Source organism: Bradyrhizobium sp. PMVTL-01 (assembly GCF_051861855.1).
Taxonomy (GTDB): Bacteria; Pseudomonadota; Alphaproteobacteria; order Rhizobiales; family Xanthobacteraceae; genus Bradyrhizobium.
The window spans coordinates 5,550,706-5,573,268 of sequence record NZ_CP193982.1 but is presented as its reverse complement, the minus strand read 5'-3'; the positions used below and the strand labels follow the sequence as shown (position 1 = coordinate 5,573,268).

At 64.7% G+C, this 22,563-nt stretch carries 22 protein-coding genes; 7 read left to right on the top strand and 15 right to left on the bottom strand.

What is annotated here, in order from left to right; translation table 11 throughout:
* The 11 genes from ACRQ5Q_RS27205 to ACRQ5Q_RS27155 form a co-directional block, all read right to left on the bottom strand.
* Complete coding sequence (locus ACRQ5Q_RS27205) at positions 1 to 444, bottom strand: SRPBCC family protein (RefSeq protein WP_439374623.1); 444 nt, start codon at positions 442 to 444, stop codon at positions 1 to 3.
* Positions 445 to 636: 192 nt separating this feature from the next.
* On the bottom strand, positions 637 to 1,074 hold the full coding sequence (locus ACRQ5Q_RS27200) for an SRPBCC family protein (RefSeq protein WP_018643039.1): 438 nt from the start codon (positions 1,072 to 1,074) through the stop codon (positions 637 to 639).
* Between the two features lie 9 nt (positions 1,075 to 1,083).
* The gene (locus ACRQ5Q_RS27195; protein WP_439392957.1) at positions 1,084 to 3,990 is read right to left on the bottom strand and encodes a flotillin domain-containing protein; all 2,907 of its coding nucleotides are present in this window, start codon (positions 3,988 to 3,990) and stop codon (positions 1,084 to 1,086) included.
* 24 nt (positions 3,991 to 4,014) lie between these two features.
* Positions 4,015 to 4,848: a phosphoenolpyruvate hydrolase family protein gene (locus ACRQ5Q_RS27190; protein WP_439392956.1), complete on the bottom strand. Its 834-nt coding sequence runs from the start codon at positions 4,846 to 4,848 to the stop codon at positions 4,015 to 4,017.
* A gap of 3 nt (positions 4,849 to 4,851) precedes the next feature.
* Complete coding sequence (locus ACRQ5Q_RS27185; protein ID WP_439392954.1) at positions 4,852 to 7,062, bottom strand: ABC transporter permease; 2,211 nt, start codon at positions 7,060 to 7,062, stop codon at positions 4,852 to 4,854.
* The gene (locus tag ACRQ5Q_RS27180; protein ID WP_439374627.1) at positions 7,055 to 7,837 is read right to left on the bottom strand and encodes an ABC transporter ATP-binding protein; all 783 of its coding nucleotides are present in this window, start codon (positions 7,835 to 7,837) and stop codon (positions 7,055 to 7,057) included. Before ACRQ5Q_RS27180 ends, ACRQ5Q_RS27185 begins: the two co-directional genes overlap by 8 nt.
* Complete coding sequence (locus tag ACRQ5Q_RS27175; RefSeq protein ID WP_439392952.1) at positions 7,830 to 8,909, bottom strand: branched-chain amino acid ABC transporter permease; 1,080 nt, start codon at positions 8,907 to 8,909, stop codon at positions 7,830 to 7,832. Before ACRQ5Q_RS27175 ends, ACRQ5Q_RS27180 begins: the two co-directional genes overlap by 8 nt.
* Before the next feature lies 1 nt (position 8,910).
* Positions 8,911 to 9,921, bottom strand: coding sequence for a branched-chain amino acid ABC transporter permease (locus tag ACRQ5Q_RS27170; protein WP_439374629.1), 1,011 nt, complete (start codon positions 9,919 to 9,921; stop codon positions 8,911 to 8,913).
* Positions 9,922 to 10,112: 191 nt separating this feature from the next.
* Positions 10,113 to 10,940, bottom strand: a complete 828-nt coding sequence (locus ACRQ5Q_RS27165; RefSeq protein WP_439392950.1) for an AraC family transcriptional regulator — start codon at positions 10,938 to 10,940, stop codon at positions 10,113 to 10,115.
* Between the two features lie 124 nt (positions 10,941 to 11,064).
* Complete coding sequence (locus tag ACRQ5Q_RS27160) at positions 11,065 to 12,315, bottom strand: ABC transporter substrate-binding protein (RefSeq protein WP_439374631.1); 1,251 nt, start codon at positions 12,313 to 12,315, stop codon at positions 11,065 to 11,067.
* Positions 12,316 to 12,512: 197 nt separating this feature from the next.
* Positions 12,513 to 12,845 carry an SDR family oxidoreductase gene (locus tag ACRQ5Q_RS27155; RefSeq protein WP_439392948.1) on the bottom strand — a complete coding sequence of 111 codons (333 nt, stop codon included), beginning with the start codon at positions 12,843 to 12,845 and terminating at the stop codon, positions 12,513 to 12,515.
* 352 nt (positions 12,846 to 13,197) lie between these two features.
* Here ACRQ5Q_RS27155 and ACRQ5Q_RS27150 point away from each other — a divergent pair, with 352 nt between their 5' ends.
* The 7 genes from ACRQ5Q_RS27150 (at position 13,198) to ACRQ5Q_RS27120 (ending at position 19,799) form a co-directional block, all read left to right on the top strand.
* Positions 13,198 to 14,457 carry an extracellular solute-binding protein gene (locus ACRQ5Q_RS27150; protein ID WP_439392946.1) on the top strand — a complete coding sequence of 420 codons (1,260 nt, stop codon included), beginning with the start codon at positions 13,198 to 13,200 and terminating at the stop codon, positions 14,455 to 14,457.
* Positions 14,458 to 14,459: 2 nt separating this feature from the next.
* A complete protein-coding gene (locus ACRQ5Q_RS27145) occupies positions 14,460 to 15,401 on the top strand; it encodes a carbohydrate ABC transporter permease (RefSeq protein ID WP_439399883.1) in 942 nt (313 codons plus the stop codon).
* The gene (locus ACRQ5Q_RS27140; protein WP_439374634.1) at positions 15,394 to 16,242 is read left to right on the top strand and encodes a carbohydrate ABC transporter permease; all 849 of its coding nucleotides are present in this window, start codon (positions 15,394 to 15,396) and stop codon (positions 16,240 to 16,242) included. Before ACRQ5Q_RS27145 ends, ACRQ5Q_RS27140 begins: the two co-directional genes overlap by 8 nt.
* A gap of 22 nt (positions 16,243 to 16,264) precedes the next feature.
* Positions 16,265 to 17,362 carry a Gfo/Idh/MocA family protein gene (locus ACRQ5Q_RS27135; RefSeq protein WP_439392944.1) on the top strand — a complete coding sequence of 366 codons (1,098 nt, stop codon included), beginning with the start codon at positions 16,265 to 16,267 and terminating at the stop codon, positions 17,360 to 17,362.
* 10 nt (positions 17,363 to 17,372) lie between these two features.
* The gene (locus ACRQ5Q_RS27130; RefSeq protein WP_439392942.1) at positions 17,373 to 18,017 is read left to right on the top strand and encodes a ThuA domain-containing protein; all 645 of its coding nucleotides are present in this window, start codon (positions 17,373 to 17,375) and stop codon (positions 18,015 to 18,017) included.
* Positions 18,014 to 19,063, top strand: coding sequence for a LacI family DNA-binding transcriptional regulator (locus tag ACRQ5Q_RS27125; protein ID WP_439392940.1), 1,050 nt, complete (start codon positions 18,014 to 18,016; stop codon positions 19,061 to 19,063). Before ACRQ5Q_RS27130 ends, ACRQ5Q_RS27125 begins: the two co-directional genes overlap by 4 nt.
* Positions 19,064 to 19,358: 295 nt before the next feature.
* Positions 19,359 to 19,799: a cupin domain-containing protein gene (locus ACRQ5Q_RS27120; RefSeq protein WP_439399882.1), complete on the top strand. Its 441-nt coding sequence runs from the start codon at positions 19,359 to 19,361 to the stop codon at positions 19,797 to 19,799.
* Positions 19,800 to 19,921: 122 nt separating this feature from the next.
* Here the strand turns inward: ACRQ5Q_RS27120 and ACRQ5Q_RS27115 are convergent, their stop codons facing one another.
* The 4 genes from ACRQ5Q_RS27115 to ACRQ5Q_RS27100 all read right to left on the bottom strand — a co-directional run bounded on the left by ACRQ5Q_RS27115 (position 19,922) and on the right by ACRQ5Q_RS27100 (position 22,539).
* The gene (locus ACRQ5Q_RS27115) at positions 19,922 to 20,149 is read right to left on the bottom strand and encodes a hypothetical protein (protein WP_439374639.1); all 228 of its coding nucleotides are present in this window, start codon (positions 20,147 to 20,149) and stop codon (positions 19,922 to 19,924) included.
* A gap of 98 nt (positions 20,150 to 20,247) precedes the next feature.
* Complete coding sequence (locus ACRQ5Q_RS27110) at positions 20,248 to 20,841, bottom strand: DsrE family protein (protein ID WP_439375557.1); 594 nt, start codon at positions 20,839 to 20,841, stop codon at positions 20,248 to 20,250.
* Positions 20,842 to 20,878: 37 nt separating this feature from the next.
* Positions 20,879 to 21,499: a hypothetical protein gene (locus tag ACRQ5Q_RS27105; protein ID WP_439392938.1), complete on the bottom strand. Its 621-nt coding sequence runs from the start codon at positions 21,497 to 21,499 to the stop codon at positions 20,879 to 20,881.
* Positions 21,496 to 22,539, bottom strand: a complete 1,044-nt coding sequence (locus ACRQ5Q_RS27100; protein ID WP_439374641.1) for a TAXI family TRAP transporter solute-binding subunit — start codon at positions 22,537 to 22,539, stop codon at positions 21,496 to 21,498. The genes ACRQ5Q_RS27105 and ACRQ5Q_RS27100 overlap by 4 nt, the downstream gene beginning before the upstream one ends.
* Positions 22,540 to 22,563 lie beyond the last annotated feature (24 nt).

Genomic DNA, 22,563 nt, shown 5'->3' with positions numbered 1-22,563 from the left:
TTAAGCGGCCTCCTTCAGGTGTCGCCGGATCGCTTCGAACCCGGCCTGGTAAATGTCTTCGGCGACCATGTGGGTGATGCGCTCCCGGTCTTCGGATCTTGTCGTGAACCGCGACTCCCAGTGCCAGAAGGTGCGGTCGCCATCGGTGACCGGCAGCAGGCGGACATGGGCGACGTAGTTGAACATCGGGATCGGCGTATCGAGCAGGCAATAGCTGCAGGTCTGTTCCAGGTCGGACAGGGCCAGCAATTGCTCGCGCAGCTCGGAGCCGTCCTTGAGCTTGAACCGCCTGACGCAGCCGATCTTGTCGGCGGACTGCGCGCGTTCGATCGAGGAGGTCGCGACCGCCGGATGCCAGCGATCGTGCCCGTTGAAATCGCGCAGCAGGTTCCACACCGTGTCGGTCGGCGCGTTCAGGATCGTGCTCTTGACGACGTGCGGCACGGCTAGCCCTCTCTCGTTTTCTTCATCTCGCCCCGCTTGCGGGGACAGGTCGGCGCGAAGCGCCAGGTGAGGGGAAGGCTCCGCGAGTCCAACTGCTTCCGTCCCCGGAGAGGCTCCCCCTCACCCCAAGCCTCTCCCCGCAAGCGGGGCGAGGGGGCGCAGTGTGCCTTGATCGAAACGGGTCGGGTCACGTCAGCCTCCGAACACGCGCTTCAAGGCATCGAAGCCGCCCTGGAATACGCCGCCGCCGATATTGCTGACGAGCTCGGTCTCGCGTTCCGGCGCGCAGTCGAATTCGGCGGTCCATTCCATGAAGGTCTGGTCGCCGTCGGTGACGGGCGTGAGCCGTAGGGTCGCGACGTAGTTCTCGACGCCCATGGGCGATTCCAGGATAGAGTAGGTGCAGAACATGTCGTAGTCGGAGAGGCCGAGCAGCTTCTCGCGGATCCGGTCGCCGTTGCGCAGGCGAAAATCTCGCACACAACCGATCTTGTCGGAGGGCTCGCCGCCCTCGATCCGGCTTTCGGCGATCGCTGGGTGCCAATTCGGCAGGCCGTTGAAATCGCGCACCCGCGCCCAGACGCGATCGTTGCGGGCGTTGACGACGGTGGAGACGTAGACGCGGGCCATGGCGCGACCTCAGCTTTTCTTTCGCGGACCGCGCTCGGCCGGCGGCTCGCCGCCTTCGGCCGCTTGCGGAGAGGCCGCCGGTTTGTCGCCGCCACCGCCGCCCTTACGCGCGGCATCCTTGATGCCCTGCATGTCGCGGGCCTCGCGGATCAGGCCGGGCATCTTTGCGAGGCTGCCGCCCTCGACGCCGATATCGGACAGGATGGAGTCGATCAGGGGCGCCTGGACGCGGTAGCGTAGCGCGGAGTCGATCACCTCGTCGGTGGCGCTGCGGCCGCCATTGCCGCCGCCGTGCCCGTTGCCGTTGAGGCCGTCGACCTGAAGGATGCGGATGCCCTCGATCTTCTCCATCGGCTTGACGCTCTCGCGCACGATCCCCTCGATGCGGTCGAGCAGCTTGCGGCGGAACAGCGAGTAGCGCGCCTGATCCGTCAGCACGTTCTCGGCCTCGTTGAGCATTCGCTGCGCCTCGGCTTCAACGGTGGCGCGGATGCGCTCGGCTTCGGCCGCGATGCGCGTCTCCTCCGCCTGCTTCTCGGCGAGCAGAACTTCGACCGTCTTGCGCCGCTTGGCGATCTCACTCTCGCGAGCGGTGACGACACGCTCGGCCGCTTCGGTGGCGCGCATCCGGGCTTCCTCGGCGGCGGCGCGCGCGGCGGACTCCTCCAGCGATTTCTGATGAATGGCGATCGCCTTCTCCATCAGGACGGTCTCGACGTCCTTTTCGCGGTTGACTTCGAGCTTGCGCAGCTCGCGCTCGCGGCCGATGCGGGCCTCGTCCAAGCCGCGATCCGACGCGATGCGGGCGCGCTCGACCTCCTCGCGGGAGGCAATCTCGGCCTCTTGCAGGGATTGCACGCGGGCGACCTCGAGCTGCTCGATGGCGCGCCGACGCTCGATGCGGGCGGCTTCCAGCGCCTGCTCGCGCGAGACGTCGGTGGTCTCGACCTCCTTGCGTGCGACGATCTCGGCCTGCTTGACCTGGCGATCGGCGTCGATGCGTTCGGAGCGCTTGGTGGAAAGTGCGATGACGCGATCCTCGTCGGCGATCTCGATCGCCTTCTTCTGCTCGATGTTGAGCACCTCGCGCTTCTTCGAGGAGTTGATGCGTTCGGCCTCGAGCGCGAGATCGACCGTGATCCGCTGGCGCTCGATGGCGTCGCGCCGTTTCAGCTCGGCCGCTTCCAGGATGCCGGTCCGCTCGATCTCGAGCGAACGGGTGTCGCGCTCGGCCTGGATGCGCTCGGCCGCGACCGCCTTCTCCTGCGCAATGCGGGCTGCTTCGATCGCCTCGCGCGAGGCGATGTCGGCTTCCTCGACGGCGCGGTTGCGGGCGATCTCCAGCGAACGCACGCGCTCCTCCTGGGCGATGCGGGAGGCTTCCGTCGCTTCGCGGGCCGCGATGCCGGCGACGTCGAGCGTCTGGTTGCGCTCGATCTCCAGCTGCCGGGTGTTCTGCTCGGCCGCGATGCGTTCTGCGGCCAGCGTCCGCTCGCGGGCGATGCGCGCGGCCTCGACCGCGCGCTGGGCCTCGATCTCGGCCTCCTGGATGGTGCGCACCTGCTTGATCTCCAGCGCGCGGGTGCGCTCGTCGGAGGAGATGCGCTCGACGTTGACGGTCATGGTCTGGGCGATGCGGGCCTTTTCGGTGGCCTCGCGCGCGGCGATCTCGGCCTCGTCCACGGCGCGGGTGCGCTCGATCTCGCGGCGCCGCGTCTCCTCTTCGTTGGCGATGCGGGCATCGGTGACGACGCGATCCTGCTGGATCCGGGCCTTCTCGATGGCTTCGCGCGCGGAAATCTCGGCTTCCTCGACCGTGCGCATCCGCTCGATCTCGCGCTGGCGCACCTCGCGCTCGGAGGCGATGCGGGTGGTGTCGATCGAGCGCTGGTTGGCGATCCTCGTCTTTTCGATCTCCTCGCGCGCCAGCAGCTCCTTCTCCTCGATGGTGCGGCTCCGCTCGATCTCCTTCTGACGGGTCTCGCGCTCCGAGGCGATGCGCGCTTCCGCGATCGCCTGATCGTTGGCGATGCGGGCGCGCTCGATGGCCTCGCGCGCCGAGATCTGCGCCTGTTCGGCCTCGGTCTCGCGCAGCGCCCGCTCGCGGGCCACTTCGGTGCGCTGGAGGGCGCGGCGCATCTCGATGTCGCGCTCCTGCTCCAGGCGCGCGGTCTCGCTCTCGCGCTCGATCTCGAGCGCCTGCCGCTCGGCCTCCAGGTTGCGGGAGCGGATCTTGATCATCGAGTCCTGCTCGATGTCGTTGCGCAGCTTCCGCTTGGCCTCGATGTCCTCCATCAGCCGGGTCAGACCTTCGGCGTCGAAGCGGTTCGAGGGGTTGAAGAATTCGAGGTCGGTCTGGTCGAGATCGGTGATCGCGACCGATTCCAGCTCGAGACCGTTCAGCGCGAGCGCCTCGGCCGCGTTGGTCTTGACCCGTGCGACATAGTCGCCGCGCCGCTCGTGCATCTCCTCCATGGTCATTTCGGAGGCGACCGAGCGGATCGCGGAGATGAACTTGCCGGCGAGCAGGGCATGCAGCTGCTCCGGTTCCATGGTGCGGCGGCCGAGCGTGGCGGCCGCAATCGAGACGGCTTCGCGGGTCGGCTGCACGCGCACATAGAAGTCGGCCTCGATGTCGACCCGCATGCGGTCGCGGGTGATCACGGCGTCCTGCCGCGAGCGCACGATGCCCATCGGCAGCACGTTCATGTTGACCGGCGTGTAGTCGTGGATGAACGGCAGCACGAAGGCGCCGCCATTGATGACCACGCGTTCGCCGAGGAAACCGGTCCGGACAAACGAGGTCTCCTTGGAGGAGCGGTGGTAGAGCCAGTTCACGATATAGACGCCAACCACGATCACGACGATCGCGACGATCAGCCAGAGGATCAATTCACCGACCAGCATCCCTGACATTTTTTCCTCCCTCGAACCTTCGGCTTATCGCGCGCCGATGGCCTTGAATTGACGTACCTGTTCCGTCAGCGCCCGCTCCACGGGCAGCCGCTCCATCGAGGAGGCACCATAGAAGCCGTGGCAATGACGGGTGTTCTTCATGATGAAATCGGCGTCGGCGGGATTTGCGATCGGGCCGCCATGGGCCAGCACCAGGATGTCCGGATTGACGCTGAGCGCCGCCGTGGCCCAGATGTCGATCCGCGCGGGGCAGTCCTTCAGCTTTGGCGCGGTCTGTGCGCCGATCGTGCCGCCTGTCGTCAGCCCCATGTGGCAGACGATGATGTCGGCACCGGCGATCGCCATCGCGGCGGCCTCCTTCTCGCTGAATACGTAGGGCGTGGTCAGCATGTCCTTGTCATGGGCCTTCGCGATCATGTCGATCTCGAGCGCATAGGACATCCCGGTCTCTTCGAGATTGGCGCGGAAGGTGCCATCGATCAGACCGACCGTCGGAAAATTCTGGACGCCTGCGAAACCAAGTGCCTTGAGCTGATCGAGGAAGACGTCCATGTCGCGGAACGGGTCAGTGCCGTTGACGCCGGCAAGGACCGGCGTCTGGCCGACCACCGGGAGGACTTCACTGGCCATTTCGAGCACGATGGCATTGGCATCGCCATAGGCCATCAGGCCCGCGAGCGAGCCGCGGCCGGCCATGCGATAGCGGCCCGAATTGTAGATGACGATGAGATCGACGCCGCCGGCCTCCTCGCATTTTGCCGACAGGCCGGTGCCGGCGCCGCCGCCGACGATCGGCTCGCCGCGCCTCGCCATGTCGCGGAACTTCTTCAGGAGGGCTGCGCGTTCAAACCTGGCCATCGGTCACCTCGCTAGTCTCCGTCGCGCAGCCATGCGGCCGAACAGCGTTCGGAACGCACTGACGATGGCGGCGGCGAACTCGGGATCGTTGATGTTTTTGGGCGTGCGAATGAGCTGACGATTGCCGGTCTGTCGCACGCTGCGCTCCAGCGCGCGGAACAGCGCGGCGTCGGCCTCCGGATCCCAGAACGGCTGGCCCCGCGCATCGAGCGCGGAGACGCCGCCCTCGGGCAGGAAGAAGCGGACAGGGCCGTCCATCTGGTTGAGCCGCTCGGCGATCCAGCGGCCCATGCGCTCGTTCTCCTCGGCCGTGGTCCGCATCAAGGTGACCTGCGGATTGTGGACGTGAAATTTGCGGCCGCGATAGCGCTCGGGAATGGTGTCGGGCGCGCCGAAATTGACCATGTCGAGCGCGCCGACCGAGCCGATGTAGGGAATCCGGCTGCGGATGATCGCGCCAAAGCGATCTTCCGTCGCCGGGAACACGCCGCCCATCAGCAGGTCGCAGATCTCGGTCGTGGTGAGGTCGATGACGCTGGCGAGCTGGCCGGATTCGACCAGGTTTTCCATCGACCGGCCGCCGACGCCGGTGGCGTGGAAGACCAGGCATTCGAAATCGTCGCGCAGCTCGGCCGTGATCTTCTGCACCGCGGGTGTGGTGACGCCGAACATGGTGATGCCGACCGAGGGCAGGCCGCCAGCCTGGCGTGCCGTCGTGGCGCGTTCGTCGAGGCGCGCCTTGGCCATGCCGGCGAGCGCGTTGGCGCCGTTGGCCAGCACCGCGCGCGAGATCGAGTTCAGCCCCTGCACGTCCGTGACCGAGTACATCATCGTGATGTCGGCGGGGCCGACATAGGGTGCGACATCGCCCGAGGCGACGGAGGAGATGATCAGCTTGGGCACGCCGACGGGAAGGGTGCGCATGCCTGGCGCAACCAGCGACGCCGCGCCCGAGCCGCCGGCCGAGATCACGCCGGCAACGTTGCCCTGACGCCGCAGCCAGTTGGCGAACGCATCGGCCATCGCGGTCACGGCGGCGCCGCGGTCGGGGCCGAACACGGCGGATCCGCCGCGGCCGTGGTTCAGGGCAATCTCCTGCGCGGAGACATCGCAGCTGGAATGCTTGCCACTGGTCGAAACGTCGACCAGCCGCGTGCGAAGGCCGGTTGCCGCGATGATGTCGCGGATGAAGCGCAACTCGGTGCCTTTGGTGTCGAGGGTGCCGACGACCAGCACGACGGGCGGGCCGGCGGTCTGCGCCGCCATCGGCTCGCGCTTGCGCCGCGTCGTCTCCTCCAGCCGCGCGGCCTGCGTCGAGACCGTGCGGGCCGCCGCCTCGATGCGTGCGATCGGCGCCGGCTGCGACCATCGCGTCGGTGGCGTGGGATTGGAGATGTAGATGCGGACCGGTCCATCGCGCCGTGGCGTCGGCGCCGGTTTCGCCTCAGCCGGGGAGGCGGAGATGTCGACATCGGGCGCGAGCTCGGCGTGAAGGCCGACCCCGAGCAGGCGCCGCTGCAACTCGCGGTCGGCGGCCAGACGGCCGGAGTCGATGATGCGGTTGACGCGGCCGTTGACCATGATCGCGACATTGCGCGAGACCGCGGTGGCAACGCCGATGTTCTGTTCGATCACGAGCACGGACATGTCACCGTCCTCGCCCAGCTGCAGCAGCATCTCCTCGACCTGTGCGACGATGACGGGCGCGAGGCCTTCGGTCGGCTCGTCCATGATCAGGAGATGCGGATTGGTGAGCAGCGCGCGCGAGATCGCCAGCATCTGCTGCTCACCGCCGGAAAGCTGGCCGCCGCCATGATCCTTGCGTTCGGCGAGCCGCGGGAAGGTGTCGTAGATGCGCTCGACGGTCCAGGCGCCGGAGCGCAGCCCGCCGGCAAGCCGCAGATGCTCGTCGACGCTGAGCGAGCGCCAGAGACGCCGTCCTTGCGGCACATAGCCGACGCCGAGCCGCGCGATCTGGGCCGGCGGCCGCCGCGTGACGTCCTCGCCGCGCACGCGGATCGATCCGCCGCTCACGCCGACCAGCCCCATGATCGCCTTGCACAGCGTGGTCTTGCCCATGCCGTTGCGGCCGACGACGGAGAAAACGCCGCTCTCCAGCGTGATATCGACGCCTTGCAGCGCGTGGGAGTGACCGTAATAGACGTCGAGACCGCGGACTTCGAGCGCAGCGGGTGAGCGGCGGACCTCACTCATGGCCGCCTCCCAGATAGAGCTCCTGCACTTCGGGATCGGACTGGATCTCCTGCGGCAGGCCTTCCTTGAAGACGCGCCCGTTGTGCATCATGGTGACGCTCTCGACGACGCGCAGGGCGACATCCATGTCGTGCTCGATGATGATGTAGCCGATATGGGCCGGCAGGGAGGTCAGGATCTCGATCAGCTCGGCTCGCTCGGTCGGGGACAGGCCCGCGGCCGGCTCGTCGAACAGGACGAAGCGCGGCGCGCCGGCGAGTGCGAGCGCGATCTCGAGCTGGCGCTGCTGGCCGTGCGCCAGCTCGGCGACGCGCTGGTCCTTCACGGCGGACAGATGCACGGCCTGGACGAGGTTGTCCGCGGCATGCATCAGGGCGTCGTTCTGTCCCGGGCGCAGGAACGAGAAGCGCCCGCGCGAGACGCCACGGCAGGCGAGATAGATGTTGTCCTGCACGGTGAGGCCGGGGAACAGCGCCGAGATCTGGTAGGTCCGGCGCAGCCCGCGGCGGATGCGTTCATAGGGCGGGAAGTGCGTGACGTCCTCGCCGAAGAAACGGATGGTGCCGGAGGAGGGCGGGAAGTCGCCGGTGATGCAGTTGAACAGCGTGGTCTTACCGGCGCCGTTCGAGCCGAGCACGGCGCGCCGCTCGCCCGGACGAACCGTGATGGTGACGTCGGTCAGCGCTGCGAGCGCGCCGAACAACCGCGTCACGCCGCGCAGCTCGAGCGCGGCACCGGCACCGACGGCGGAGAGGCGCTGGGCGACGCTATCCATGGCCGCGCCCTCCACCGGAGCGGTTGACGTCGCGGCGCTGATGCTGGCGCCAGCGCTGCCACAGGCCGATGACGCCGTCCGAGGACCAGAACACGATGGCGAGGAAGCCGAGTCCGATCAGCAGGCGGAAGCGGTTGCCGTCAAGACCTAGCCTGATCAGAACGTCGAGCGCGAAGGTGCGCAGCAGCACGAAGATCAGCGCACCGATGAACGGGCCGATCGGGCGGGTGATGCCGCCGACCACGGCGATGATCAGCACGTCGATGCAGGCGCCGACGCTGACCGACCCCGGCGAGATCTGGCGATAATTCCAGACCTGGAGAACGCCGGCGAGCGCCGCCACGAAAGACGCGAAGGCGTAGGCGGCGACGCGATGGGCGTTGACGTTGAAGCCGAGCGCTGCCATGCGTCGCGGATTGTCGCGCACGCCCTGGAGCGCGAGCCCGAAGGGGGCGCGCGAGACATATTCAACCGCGAAATAGCAGAGCGCGGCGACCGCGAGCACGACGTAGTAGAAGGGAATGTCCGCGCGCCAGTTCACGCCCCAGAAGTGCGGCGTGGCCACGGTGTTGATGCCGGTATGGCCGTTGAAGATCGCCCAGTTCTGGTTGGTGAAATAATAGAAGGCAGCTCCAATCGCGAGCGTGATCATGATGGTGTAGATGCCTTCGGTGCGCACCGCGAGCGCACCGCCGAGCGTGCCGAAGGCGGTCGCCAATGCCAGCGCCATCGGAACGGCGAGCCACCACGGCCAGCCCAGGCTGATGTTGGCGTTGGCGCTGACGCCGAACACGGCGACCATGTAAGCCGAGAAGCCCGCGATGGTGAGCTGCATCAGACTGACCATGCCGCCATAGCCGGCGAGGAACATCAGGCTCAGCGCCATGGTGCCGAGGATCAGCGTGGTCGCGAAGATCTCGATCAGGAAGAAGCCGTTGGCGATCAGCGGCATGATCAGGAGAATGGCCGCAACGGCCCAGGCGGCGGGATTGTTGATCTCCGGCCATGTCCGCGCACCCTGCTGCGCCAGGGCGGGACGAACGGGGACGCGGGCATCGTGCGCGAGCGACATCTCAGCGCCTCGCCAACAGGCCTTGTGGCCGGATCGCCAGCACAAGCACCATGATCAGGAAGGTCACGACGATGGCGTAGGTCGGGATGTAGACCGAGCCGAGCTGCTCGGCGAGGCCGATGATCAGCGCTCCGAGCGCCGCACCGGGGATCGAGCCCATGCCGCCGACGATCACGACCACGAGGGAGGCCAGCAGGAAGCGGATGTCCTCCCCGGGCGACAAGGACTGGAAGGTACCGCCGACCACACCGGCGATGCCGGCAAGCCCCGCGCCGAATGCGAACACCAGCACGAAGACGAGCTGGATGCGCACACCGGTTGCGGCAAGGATATCACGGTCGTCCACACCTGCGCGGATGATCATGCCGATCCGCGTGCGGTTGAGCGCGAGCCACATCGCGACGCCGATGACCACGGACGCGACGAAGATCACGAGCCGCACCATCGGATATCTGAGATAGACCGGCTCGCCCGAGGACTTCACCGCCGTGACCAGCGGCAGATCCACGGGTCCGATCAGCCAGCTCGGGGTCTGGATCTGGTAGAAATCACCGCCGCAGGCCCACAGCATCAGATCGGCAAACACGATCGACAGCCCGATCGTCACCATGGTCTGCCTGAGGTCCTGGCCTTCCATGCGCCGGAACACGATCACCTGGAGCAGCACGCCGACGAGGGCCGTCAGGATGAAGGCGACGATGAAGCTGAGGATCCAGGAGCCGGTCGCCGTGCTGATGGCGTAGCCGACATAACCACCGAACAGATAGAGCGAACCGTGTGCGAGATTGACGTTGCGCATCAGGCCGAAGATCAGCGTGAAACCGCTGGCGACGAGGAAGTAGAGGCCTCCGAGCGTGATCCCGTTGAAGACGGCGTTGAGGAAGACCCGCTTGCGGCCGATCGCCTCTTCGAGACCCGGCGGCCAGACCGCGAAGATCAGCCAGAGTAGCACGGCGCCGGCGATGATCGTGATCAGTGCCCAGGCTGGATGGCGTTCGATGAAACGGCTCATGTGCGCCGTCCGCTTGTTCGGGCGGCACGCCGATGATTCATTGAATGCAGGTCGGACAGCCCTATAGCGGCTGCAGGCCTTGCCATGGACGTGCGCTCCCGTCGGTCGCGATCATCTCGGGATCGCGTTGCCGACATCCTAGCCGCGCGGCGAGGGCGACGTTTGATCGTGAGTATCTTTTCGTGCAGCGGTCAGGCGCGCAAAACCTTGGCCGCGCGACGATAATCGGTCGGGGCCATCCCGACATTGGCGGCGAAGAAGCGGGTGAAGCCGCTCTGCGAGGAGAAGCCGAGATCGAAGCCGATGTCGGCGATCGGCGTCTCGCTGGCCACCAGCGCCTCGAGCGCCTGTTCCATGATCAGCGTGTTGAGATAGAGGTTCGGTGTGACGCCGGTCTGGACGCGGAACAGCCGGTAGAAGTGTGGCCGCGACAGGCCGGACTCCCGGGCGATCGTATCGAGCTCGATCTCGGCGCCGGGACTCTCCGACATCATCTTGATGCATTTGCGCACGCGAAAATCGGTAACGGAGCCGGCTGCGCGCGGATCGCGCGCGATCTCGGCCTGCTGCCAGCTTTCGTCGTAGCAGATGTCGATCAGTCGCCTCAGCTCGGAATCGAGACTGGAGAGTGATGGTGCGCCGCACACGAGCGCGGCGGTCCTCTTGATGTGCTTGTCGAGTGCGGGCGTGCGCTTGAACTGGGTCCGGCCGAAACGCATGCGGTTGGTGCCCGAGGCGTCGGGCGCGAACCATTCAGCATTGACGTAGAGCACGAAGAAGATGGCACCGCCATCGAGATCGGTCGGCAGGAAGTTGTGCGGCTCCCACGGATTGACCGCGACGACGGAAGATTCGTTGAGATGGTAATGTCCGTCGCAAACATCGATGCATGCCGGCATGCCGCCGACATGGAAGATCAGATGACCTTCGCGATGGGCGTGAATATTGAAAGGGCGGTTCAACTGATAAACCGTCGCCCGGCCGAAGCGGCCGTGGAAGACGGCGAGCGCACGGCTCATGCCTTCCCCTCCCGAACGTTCTTGTCTTTTCAGCCAGCGTTCAACAACGCTGCCGAGAATGCAAGTGCGGAGAGCGGCCGCGTCAGCAAGTCGCTCCCCAGTTGCGCACTGCCGATGTGATACGTCAATACTTCTTACATTCCGGCACGGTGCGGCTCGGCAATCCGATCTTGGAGAACACCGCCGGTTCATAGCCGAGTGTCTGATTCACGTTCGGGATCACCTTCACCACCTTGCTGAACAACGCGCCCTTGCCGTCGTCGACGACTTCAGTCACGAAGTTGGTTCCAATCGCCTGGCGGTTGGAGTCGAGCTTGATCTTGCCGTTCGGCGCATCGATCTCGATCTTCGCCAGCGCAGCCTTGAACTTCGATTGGTTGTCGCTGAGATCGCCGTTGACCTCACGCAGCGCCAGGATCAGCGCCATGGTCGAGCCATAATAGTTGGTGGCCAGCAACGACGGGCTCGGGAAGCGCTTGTTCGGAGGGAAGGCGTCCTGATAGGCCTTCACGAATTTCTGCCAACCCGGGTCCTCCCAGGTGTCGGCCTGGCCGCTCGCCGCGATGGTGCCGATGAGGGCATTCTTGGCGTTTCCCTTCGACGACAAGATCGTCTGGTCGATCATGATGGAACCGCCCATCAGATGCGCCTTGCCGCCGGCCTGCTGATACTGGTTCAGGAAGTTGACGGCATCCGCGCCGCCGAGCCCGAGATAGATCGCATCGACGTCGTCGGGCAGGGCGGCGATGACCGAGGCGAAGTCCTTGGTGCCGAGAGGCACCCATTGCCGGTTGGTGACCTGTCCGCCCATGCCGCAGAACTCGAGCACCAGCCCGAACACCTGAGTGTAGATGAAGGAATAGTCCTCGCCGACGGTCGCGATCTTGCGATATTTCTTCTCGTCATAGGCGTATTTGCCGAGGCCGACCTGCCACTGCGCGCCGTCCATGTTGTAGCGGAAGAAGTTCGGGGCAGGGTCGACATAGGTGGTCTCCTGCGCGCCCGATGCCGCGTTGATGAAGGTCAGCTCGGGATGGGTCTTGGCGAAGTTCTTCACCGCGATGCCTTCGTCGCCGGAGAGCGGCGACAGGAGGATCTGCACCTTGTCCTGCTCGATCAGCTTGCGGACCGCGCGCACGGCGGAGTCCGGGGTCGCGTCGGTGGAGGCGACGATGAATTCAAGCTCCTTGTCGCCGATCTTCTTGCCCAGCACGCTGATCGCCGTCTGGTGGCCGCGCATGCCGTCCTCGCCGAGCACCGTGTAGGTCCCTTCGAGCGTCGCGGTGACGCCCACCTTGATTTTTTCCTGGGCAATCGCCGCGCCTGAAAGAAACAGGCTGCTCAGCGCGAGCAGTCCGATACTGCATTTCGACATTGTGCTCCTCCCTGTGTCGTCGATTTGTTGCCGCGCCAAATCGGCGCGTCGCCCGTGGCTGTCGAGCGGCCCGCGGCTTTGGAAGGAAGCTAGCCGAAGTCGAATGCGGTTCACGTGCGGACGCCTCGCTCGGTTTGACGGGCAGTCTCATTTTTGAATGTTGCGGCGCAGATGATTTCGCGCCGCAGCAGGGGAGATCAATGCAGTGGGAGGGATCCGCGGCTCCCGGTTCGCGTCACGGGGCTGCGACCGGTCTCAAGCATGTCACACCCAGCGGCCATCGACGACGTAGTGTTGAACGGTGCAGGCAGAGGCTTCATCGGAGGCGAGGAACCACGGTGAATTTCGCGACCTCGTCGGGGACGAGCCTGCGCATCAGGCACTGCCGGCTGCATCGGCTCGACCTCGCCCTGTGGCGTCATCGATCTCTCGAGCTGGCGTTCGGTCATGATCCAGCCCGGTGCTATCGCGTTGACGCGGATATGGAACGGGCCGTAATCGCGCGCCAGAGAGCGCGTGAGACCGACCACGCCCGATTTGCTGGCGGTACAATTCGCGTGCGAGGCGAAGGCCTTCGTCGGCCTTGATGTCGAAGAACACGACCTTGCTCTTTTGCTGCGCGAAGCGATGCACGATCGCAGCGCCAATTCCCGATGCGCTGCCGGTGACGAGAACGACCTTGGCCGGCAAGGTCAGAATAGATGGCGGCCATGGATACCTCTCGACTTGCTTGCGGACCGCGCGAAGCGCCGCCGCCGTTTGCCTCCGGAAATCATAGTCATTTCCGCTGTGAGGTTCATAGATCAGAATTTTAGTTGCGTACCTCAAAAATTGAAGGCAGGATTGCACTCAAAGAAATAGAACAAGCTTGGGAGGAATGTGATGAGGCTGCTCGGGAAGCTGGGACTCGCCGCCGCCGCATGCCTGCTCGGGGCCCATCTGGCCGCAGCCGACACAACAGTGAAATGGCTCCACATCGAGGCCAACCCGGCCCAGGTGAAAATCTGGGAGGAAGTCGCGCGGAGCTATGAGGCGACGCATCCGGGCGTCAAGGTCGAGATGCAATTCCTCGAGAACGAGGCCTACAAGGCCAAGCTGCCGACGATCCTGCAATCCAAGGATCGGCCCAACATCATCTACAGCTGGGCCGGCGGGGTGTTGAAGACGCAGATCGAGGCCGGCGTCCTCGACGACATCACCGATCAGGTCAAGGGTTACAGCGACAGCCTCACACCGGCCGCGCTCGCTGCCTTCACGAGCGGCGGCCGTGTCTATGGTGTGCCGACCGCGCTGTCGCAGGTCGGCTTCCTCTGCAACAAGGAACTGATGGCGAAAGCGAAGGTCGATCCCGGCGCTATCAAGAGCTGGGATGATCTGCTCGCAGCGGTGAAGACACTCAAAGCCGCCGGCGTCACGCCGATCGTGGTCGGCGGCGCCGACAAATGGCCGCTGCACTTCTACTGGACGCATCTCGCGGTGCGCATCGGCGGCAAGCCGGCCTTCGACGCGGCGCTGCGCGGCGAGAATGGCGGCTTCGCCGGCGAGACCTTCCAGAAATCCGGCGAGCTGTTCAAGCAGCTCGTCGATCTCCAGCCGTTCCAGAACGGCTTCCTCGGTTTCAAAAATCCGCAGGCGGTCGGCTATTTCGGGGACGGCAAGGCGGCGATGACGCTCGCCATCAGCACCGTGTATCATCTGCAGCGCGCGCTCGCCGCCGACAAGACGGGCCTCTCCGAGGACAAGATCTGCTGGTTCGACTTCCCGGTCGTGTCAGGCGGCAAGGGTGCCCCGACTGACACGCTCGGCGGCATCACCGGCTGGCTGATCACCAAAGGGTCGCCGAAGGAGGCGGTCGACTTCCTGAAATACTTCGTCTCCAGGGACGTGCAGACGCGGCTGGCCGCGGGCAACTTCATCATCCCGGTGGTACAGGGCGCCGATGCCGGCCTCAACAATTCCTTCATGAAGCTGATCGCGGCCAATCTGGCGAAGTCGAACTATCACCAGAACTTCTATGACCAGAGCCTCGGCCCCTCGGTCGGCCGCGTCGTCAACGACGTCACCGCCGAGATTGCCGGCGGCAGCATGAGCCCGCAGGATGCTGCGAAAGCGATCGAGGCGGCCTGGAAGCAGGGCAATTGAAAGTGGCCCGGCGGATCGCGGGCTCGCCGGCCATCGGCGCTGTAGAGGCATCGTTCGCGCCGATCGCGGTCCGCGGCCCGCGCTGGGACGGCCGCTTCACGGTCCTGATCCTGTTCCTGCCGCCGGCACTGCTCTTGTTCACGCTGTTCGTGGTGCTGCCGATCGGCGAAGCGGCGTGGTACTCGGCCTTCAACTGGAACGGGTTCGGCAGGCCGACCAACTGGATCGGCCTCGACAATTACCGGTTCGTGCTGGAAACGCGTGCGTTCTGGCTCGCCTTGCGCAACAACGGGCTGATCATCGCAGTCTCGCTTGCGATCCAGCTGCCCCTTGCGCTCGCTCTCGCCCTGATGCTCGCGGAACGCTTTCGTGGCGCGGTGGCGTTGCGCATGCTGTTCTTCATGCCCTACATCCTGGCCGAGATCGCGACCGGGTTGATCTTCAGCTTCGTCTACGACGGCGATTACGGTCTTGTCGCCTCGATCTGGCGCACCTTCGGGGCCGAGCCGCCCCACCTGCTGGCCTCGACCGACACCGCGATGCTGGCGGTGCTGATCGTGATCGTCTGGAAATATTTCGGCTTCCACATGATGCTGTTCATCGCGGCGCTTCAGAGCCTCGACAAGAGCCTGGTCGAAGCTGCGCGCATCGACGGCGCGACCCGGACGCAGACCCTGCGCCACGTCGTCATCCCCTTGCTCTATCCGACCATCCGGCTCTCCGTATTCTTCGCCATCATCGGCTCGCTGCAGCTGTTCGATCTCGTCATGCCGCTGACGCGCGGCGGGCCTGCGGATTCCTCCAACACGATGGTGAGCTTCCTCTACAACAACGGCATCTCCCGGATGCGGGTCGGCTATGGCAGCGCCATCGGCGTCATTCTGTTCGTGATCTGCGTGACCTTTGCCTTCACCTACAAGCGATGGTTCATGCGCGATGAGTAGGACCGGCACTAACCGCGCGCCGTTCGATCCTGCGGCGTTGTTCAAGGCATTGTTCCTCGCCACCATCGCAGTGTTCGTGCTGGTGCCGCTGCTCGCGACCGTGCTCGGCGGGTTCAAATCGCTCGGCGAACTGCGCGTCAATCCGTTCGGCCTGCCGCAGCACTGGGAGTGGCAGAATTATGCGGACATCCTGTTCTCCGCGCGCTACTGGCAGCTGTTGCGTAACTCGCTGATCATCTCGGCGCTCGCGGTGACATTGACCCTGGTGGTGGCCTCGATGGCGGCCTTCGCCTTCGCCCATGTCAGGTTCTACGGCAGCTCGATGTTGCTGAGCTATTTGACGCTTGGCCTGCTGTTCCCCGCCGCGACCGCGGTGTTGCCGCTCTTCATCAAGGTGCGCGATCTCGGGCTGCTCGATACCTATTTCGGCGTGGCGCTGCCGCAGGTGGCTTTCAGCCTGGCGATGAGCGTGCTGCTGCTGCGCCGTTTCTTCAAGGACATCCCCTACGAGCTGCTGGAGGCTGCGCTGGTCGACGGCTGCAGCTACATCAAGTTCTTCCGCTACGTGACATTGCCTTTGTCGAGGCCGATCCTGGCGACCGTCGGCACGATCACCTTCGTCAACAGCTGGAACGCCTATCTGTTGCCGCTGGTGATGCTGAACACCGATGCGCTCTATCCCTGGCCGCTCGGCATCATGGTTTATCAGGGGGAGTATTCCTCCGAGTGGCACCTGATCCTCGCTTTCATCACGCTGACGATCCTGCCGACGGTCATTCTCTTCCTTCTGGCGCAGAAGCACATCGTCGCCGGCCTGACCGCGGGCGCGGTCAAGGGCTGAACGGCATCTCACGGAGATCATAATGAGAAAAATAGGCATCGGAATCGTCGGATGCGGCAATATCAGTACCGCCTATCTGAAGGCGGCCCAGCGCTTCCCCGTCCTCGAGATCAAGGCACTCGCCGACATGCGCAGCGACGCCGCGGAGCGTCAGGGCGCCGCCTTCGGGCTGTCGGCGATGCGGGTCGATCAATTGCTGAGGCGCGACGACGTCGAGATCGTCGTCAACCTCACGGTGCCGCTGGCCCACACCGACGTCAGCCTTGCGGTGCTGAACGCCGGCAAGCACGTGCATTCGGAGAAGCCGCTCGGCATCAACGTCACCGAAGCGCGCAAGGTGATGGACCTTGCGGCGCAGAAGAACCTTCGCGTCGGCTGCGCGCCCGACACGTTCCTCGGCGGCGGGCATCAGACCGCGCGCAAGCTGATTGACGACGGCGCGATCGGCACGCCCGTGGCGGGCAGTGCCTTCTTCGGCTGCCCCGGTCACGAGCGCTGGCATCCGGCGCCGGGCTTCTATTATCTGCGCGGCGGCGGGCCGATGCTCGACATGGGGCCGTACTACATCACCGATCTCGTGCAGTTGCTCGGACCGGTCGCGAGCGTGATGGGCTCGACGGCGCGTCCACGATCGGAGCGGCTGGTCACCAGTCAGCCCATGAACGGGACGCTGATCCCCGTCGAGGTGCCGACCCATGTCGCGGGCACGCTCGAATTCGAAAGCGGGGCGGTCGTGTCGATCGCGATGAGCTTCGATGTCCCGAAGCACCGGCATGCGCCGATCGAGATCTATGGCGACAAGGGCAGCATGATGGTGCCGGATCCGAACCGCTTCGGCGGCGAAGTGCAGGTCGCCAGGACCGGCGGTGAGTGGGAGACGGTGCCGCTCACGCACGGTCACGTCGAGGGCGAATTCCGCTCCATCGGCGTCGCCGACATGGCCTCCGCGATCCTGGCCAACCGGCCGCACCGTGCCAGCGGCGCGCTTGCCTTCCACGTGCTGGAGGTGATGGAGGCGTTCCTGACCTCCGCCGACGAAGGGCGGCGGGTCAAAATCGAAAGCCGCGTCGAACGGCCGGCGATGTTGCCGGCCGGACGCGAAACCGGACAGATCGACTGAGGACAGAGACATGCGCAAGGCAATGATTGTTTGGGGCGGTTGGCCGGGTCACGATCCCGATCTCTGTGCGTCGATGATCCGGGGCTGGCTGAAGGCCGAGGGCTTCGAGGTGCGGATCGAGACCACGACGGCGGCGTTCGCCGATGACGCGATCCACGATCTGTCGCTGATCATCCCGATCTACACCATGTCGAAGATCGAGAAGGCGGAGGCGCTCAATCTCTGCGCGGCGGTGCGCAGCGGCGTCGGGCTCGCCGGCCACCATGGCGGGATGTGCGATGCGTTTCGCGATTCGGTCGATTATCAGTTCCTGTGCGGCGGGCAGTGGGTTGCCCATCCCGGCAACATCATCGACTACAAGGTCGACTTGACGAAGCCGGAGGACCCCATCATGAAGGGTCTCAACAGTTTCGAGCATCGTTCAGAGCAGTACTACATGCATGTCGACCCCGCCAACGAGGTGTTGGCGACGACGACCTTCACCGGAGAGCACGCACCCTGGATCGAGGGGGTGGTGATGCCCGTGGTGTGGAAGAAGCGCTACGGCGAGGGCAGGGTGTTCTATTCCTCGCTCGGCCACCGCGCCTACGAGCTCGACGTGCCGGAGATCCGAACGCTGATGATCCGCGGCATGTTGTGGGCGGCGCGCGAATGACAGCCGGCGCGGCCCAGCCGGTCGTTCGCGCCACGCTCGAGGATGTCGCGCGCGCGGCCGGCGTTTCGCTCGCCACCGTCGACCGCGTCGTCAACCGGCGCGAGGGCGTGCGCGCCAAGACGGTCGCCCGTGTCGAGGCTGCGGTGGCGAAACTCGGCTATCGTGCCGACGTCGCGGCGGCGCGGCTAGCGCGTGGTCAGAGTTTCCGCTTCGCCTTCGTGCTGCCGAGCGGCAGCAACAGCTTCATGACCAACCTGACCGAGCAGGTCCGGCGCACCGCGGAGTGGCTCGCCGGCCAGCGCGGCTTCATCGATATCCTCCATGTCGACGTGTTCGATCCGGACGTGCTCGCCGGCGCGCTGGAGACGCTCTCGCCGGCCTATCAGGGCGTGGCCGTCATCGCGCTCGACCATCCCAGGGTACGCGCCGCGATCGACGAGCTCGCATCGCGCGGGGTCGCCGTGGTGACCCTTGTGTCGGACGCGCCGAGCGCGCGCCGCCTCCATTACGTCGGAATAGACAATCCGGCCGCGGGCCGCACCGCGGCTACGCTGATGGGACGTTTCCTTGCCGGCGGCGAGGGGACGGTTGCGGTGATCGCCGGATCGTTGTCGCTGCGCGATCACACCGAGCGGCAGTTCGGCTTCCACCAGATTCTCTCCAGTGAATATCCAAACCTGCGCGCGCTCCCGGTCCTCGAGGGGCGCGACGACAGCGACCGCACGCGGGAGCTCACGGCCGCGCTGCTCGTGCGCCATGCCGATCTCCGCGGCATCTATTGCTGCGGGGCCGGGAACCGCGGCATTGCCGCTGCGCTCGAGGCCTCGGGACGCGCGCGCGAGGTGGTCTGGATCACCCATGAACTGACCCAGCACACGCGGCGCTTCCTGGTCCGCGGCACGCTGGATGCCATCATCAACCAGGATCCCGGCCACGAAGCACGTTCCGCGGCGCGCGTCCTGCTCGCGCATTGCTCGGGCGAGCCTATCAGCCCCGACCAGGAGCGGATCCGCATCGACATTTTTCTGCGCGACAATCTGCCGTAACGAGCATATCCGCTGGCAAGCACCGTCTTTGAGATAGCGGTGGTAGCCACGCGATGCGCGGCGTGGAAAAAACGCATTGCCAGCAACATCCGGGAGAGCGGAGCTGTCAAAAGCAGCGCAAAACACCGTCCGCGAACCTGCCGGGCCGAGGTACCTCGTAATGGTGCTCATAGACGCGGGGAGTGCGACAAGTCGGCATCTTCACGGGCTTCGACGGAGGCCTGAATATGCCGAGGCGGGCAAGAGAGGGATCAAATGCCCATCAAACAAAGCGAATGATGCAGTTGAGGCGGAGATGCGCGAACTTGTTGAAGCGGCACATTGCGAGACGGTTGAACTCAAGCCGTCACCCATCGAGCCGTCGTGGATCATTGAAGGCCACCCGGAAGCTCGTTCGCACCTGGTGTCGAAGAGCGCGTGCAAGACCGCGTGGACCATGATCTGGTCCTGCACCGAAGGCAAGTTCAACTGGCATTACGATTTCGACGAGACCGTCGTGATCCTGGAAGGATCAATCATGCTCGAGGTCGATGGTGCACCCCCGGCGCGTTATGGTGCCGGCGACGTGATCTTGTTCCGCACTGGTGCACATGCCAAGTGGCACGTCGAGGATCGTGTGAAGAAGGTCGCCTTCTGCCGGCTGAACAATCCAGCTCCCCTGGGCCTCGTCATCCGTGCTGCCAAGAAGCTCAAGTCACTGATGCCCGGCCAACCTGTGGCGTCGCGACTCAGTTGACGGACGCGAGGTAATTACCGGACAGGAAAGGTGATGTCGTTCAATGGCGGCCCCACTTCTCTCGATCGAATTGGAATGATCTTGGAACGGGATTTGATCAGGGGCCGATCTTGACTCATCCATCAATCCGGTTTCACCGGGTCGATGTCGTCATCGATGGGTGCCACATAGTTCACGTGCAGCGTGATTGGAACCTTCGATCCGTCCAGAACCACGCGCAGGCTTTTCGGATAAAATCCGCTGCCGATGACGCGTCCGGTCTTTCCAGCCAGGCGAGCGCCGGCTTCAGCCTTTACCCGGACCCGCGAGCCCGGAGGAAACCCGAGACTGGTGCAGGCTGATTCCGGCATGACTTTCTCAGCAGTGAATGACACAGCGCTCGACGCTGCGAATTGGAAATGCTCCTAGACGCGGCGATGGTCGCCGACGTCATGCCGCTACTTACCTGTCACGGCTTGACGTAGGTCCAGCCCATCTCCTGCAGTTCCATCACGCGCACGACGCCCGATTTCACGATCTCCGCCTGACGAACAATCGGTATGTCCTTGTTCTCGGCCTTCTTCATCTTCTCCTGGGTGTTGCCGCAGGCCTTGAACGAAACCTCAGGCGTGCTCAGAGCCATTTCCTCGATGCGCGCTCTTACCGGCGAGGTGTCGTCACGCAGCATGTGCAGCCCGGGTCCAAACGTGACGACCTCGATCTTCACCTTCTCGCCCGCGTCCTTGTAGTATTGCGCCACGTTGGTCGCGTTGTTGAGCGCAAGATTCATCGCCGGGGCGTCATTGGTGTTTACCTGCAGGATCAAATGATGCTCTTTTGCCTTCGGTGCAGCCGAATCCTTCATATGGGCAAAGGCGTCCTGCGTTCGCCTTGCCGGCTTCGCCACGTGTCGTTTCGCGTGCGCAGCCCTATACTGGACTTGTTGCCCGTCCGCCGGCGTCCAATATCTTCCGCCTTGCTCCGCGGCCGCAAACGATGCAGAAGCCAGAATTGTAATTGCCGCCATCGAGAACACCTTGATATTATGTTGGAACGTCATCATCATCTGCCTCCATCGAGAAAGTCGTTTTCGCATGTGATCAATGACTCGGTGTCGCAAGCGCGCGCGGCCATTTGCATGCCGCTGCTATCTTCGCACGCGCTTCGTCCAACCCAGCGAGGGAGAACGATCCGTCATGGGCGGCGCCACCCCGTCGCGAGAACAGGACAAGGAGGTCCCCGCTGTCTGGAAGCGACTGCACCAAGCGAACAACTTCCCCCGTGAACGCAACGCCGGGCCCGGAGGCCGGGACGGCTGCCCCGATTTGCATCGCCGGGTTATCATTGATGCGGTAAAAAATTGCATCGTCACCGCCTCCACGCGAGATGCCAGCCCCGGTGAGCACCAACTCGGTCCGGCCGCTGCGGCAGCGAATCGACAGTTGCATCGCGGACTCGGCGGCTCCGCCGCGTGACGAGGTCGTGGCGGTCGCGATCGGAGAGTAGTCTATCGGTGAGGTCGTCAGGCTGACGACCCAGCCGTTGTCGAGGGACTGACGATGCGGAGGCTCCGCGGTGCGGGTCAATTTGTCCAGGCACTCGAGGCGCTCCGTGTGCTGCTTCTGAAGGCACGAGCGAAGCTGGGTCATCGAATCCTGGGCCGACGCGATGCCGCCTGCAGCCCCGAGCACGATTGGAAGCAGGATCGCGGCGCGGTTCATTGCGATGCTTGTGTTGCGCGGTGCTGACGATCCAGCCACGCCTGCGCCGCAGGGACGCGCACGAGACCCGGAACCGTCGCAGCAAGATTGATGGATTTCCACTTGGGGTCGAAACCGGGGGCTTGCAGCCTGTCGATCCGGGAGAACAGGTGTTCGATGAAGCGCGAGACGCGCTCGGAGCGATTTGACTTGGCCGGCCAATTGAAGGCGACCAGAGCGGTCGGCACGGCGATCGTCGAAACCCGTTCGCCCGGCTTGATCAGATTGGGGTAGTCGGCCTCACCGAGGGAGGCGGGAAGATAGTAGTCCTCAAACCGGCCGTCATAGGGGAGGGACAGGAACTTGAAGCCCTGCTCCCAGCGGCCTCGTACGAAGGCATCCACCGGCTTGGAGGTAATGAAGACAACCGCTGCAATCTCACCCTTGCGCATTTGCTCGAGCGCGATCTGGTGCGGAATGAACGTCTTTTCCACCTCGAGCTTGAGGCGGCTGAAGATCAGTGGGCCCGAATAGGCCGCAGCGGTGCCCTGTGTATTGAAGTTGACCTTCTTGCCGGAAAGATCGCTCAAGCTCTGGATCTCCGGTCGAACGAAGATATGCAGCTCGGACGGGAACAGGTTCAAGACATACGCAACTCGTCGCTGGATGTCCGGCACCTGGCTCTTGTATTCCTCGAGCGCGTCGGAATTGATGATTGCGGCATCGATGCCCCGCAAATAGAGCAGGGAGTTCAGGTTCTCGGTGGCACCGCGCGTGACGACCGGCAGAACGTGCAGGTTATCCCCGTCGTCGACCACTCGCGCGATCTCTGCCGCCAGGCGGATCGGTGCCCCCTCGAGCAGGCCGCCGGCCAGGCCGACGGTCCAGGCGTTCATGGAGAGCACCTCGGGTCTTGGCTGCGAAGGCGCGGGCCGAACCGGCCGAGCATTGTGGGACTGCGAATTCAACGGCCGCGCGTCGGCCCAGGGCTGAACGGCTATGAGCGATGATGCGAACGCCGCAAGCAAGGCCAACCGACGGAATCCTATGAACGCTTTCATCGACGAACTCCCTTTACGCACGCT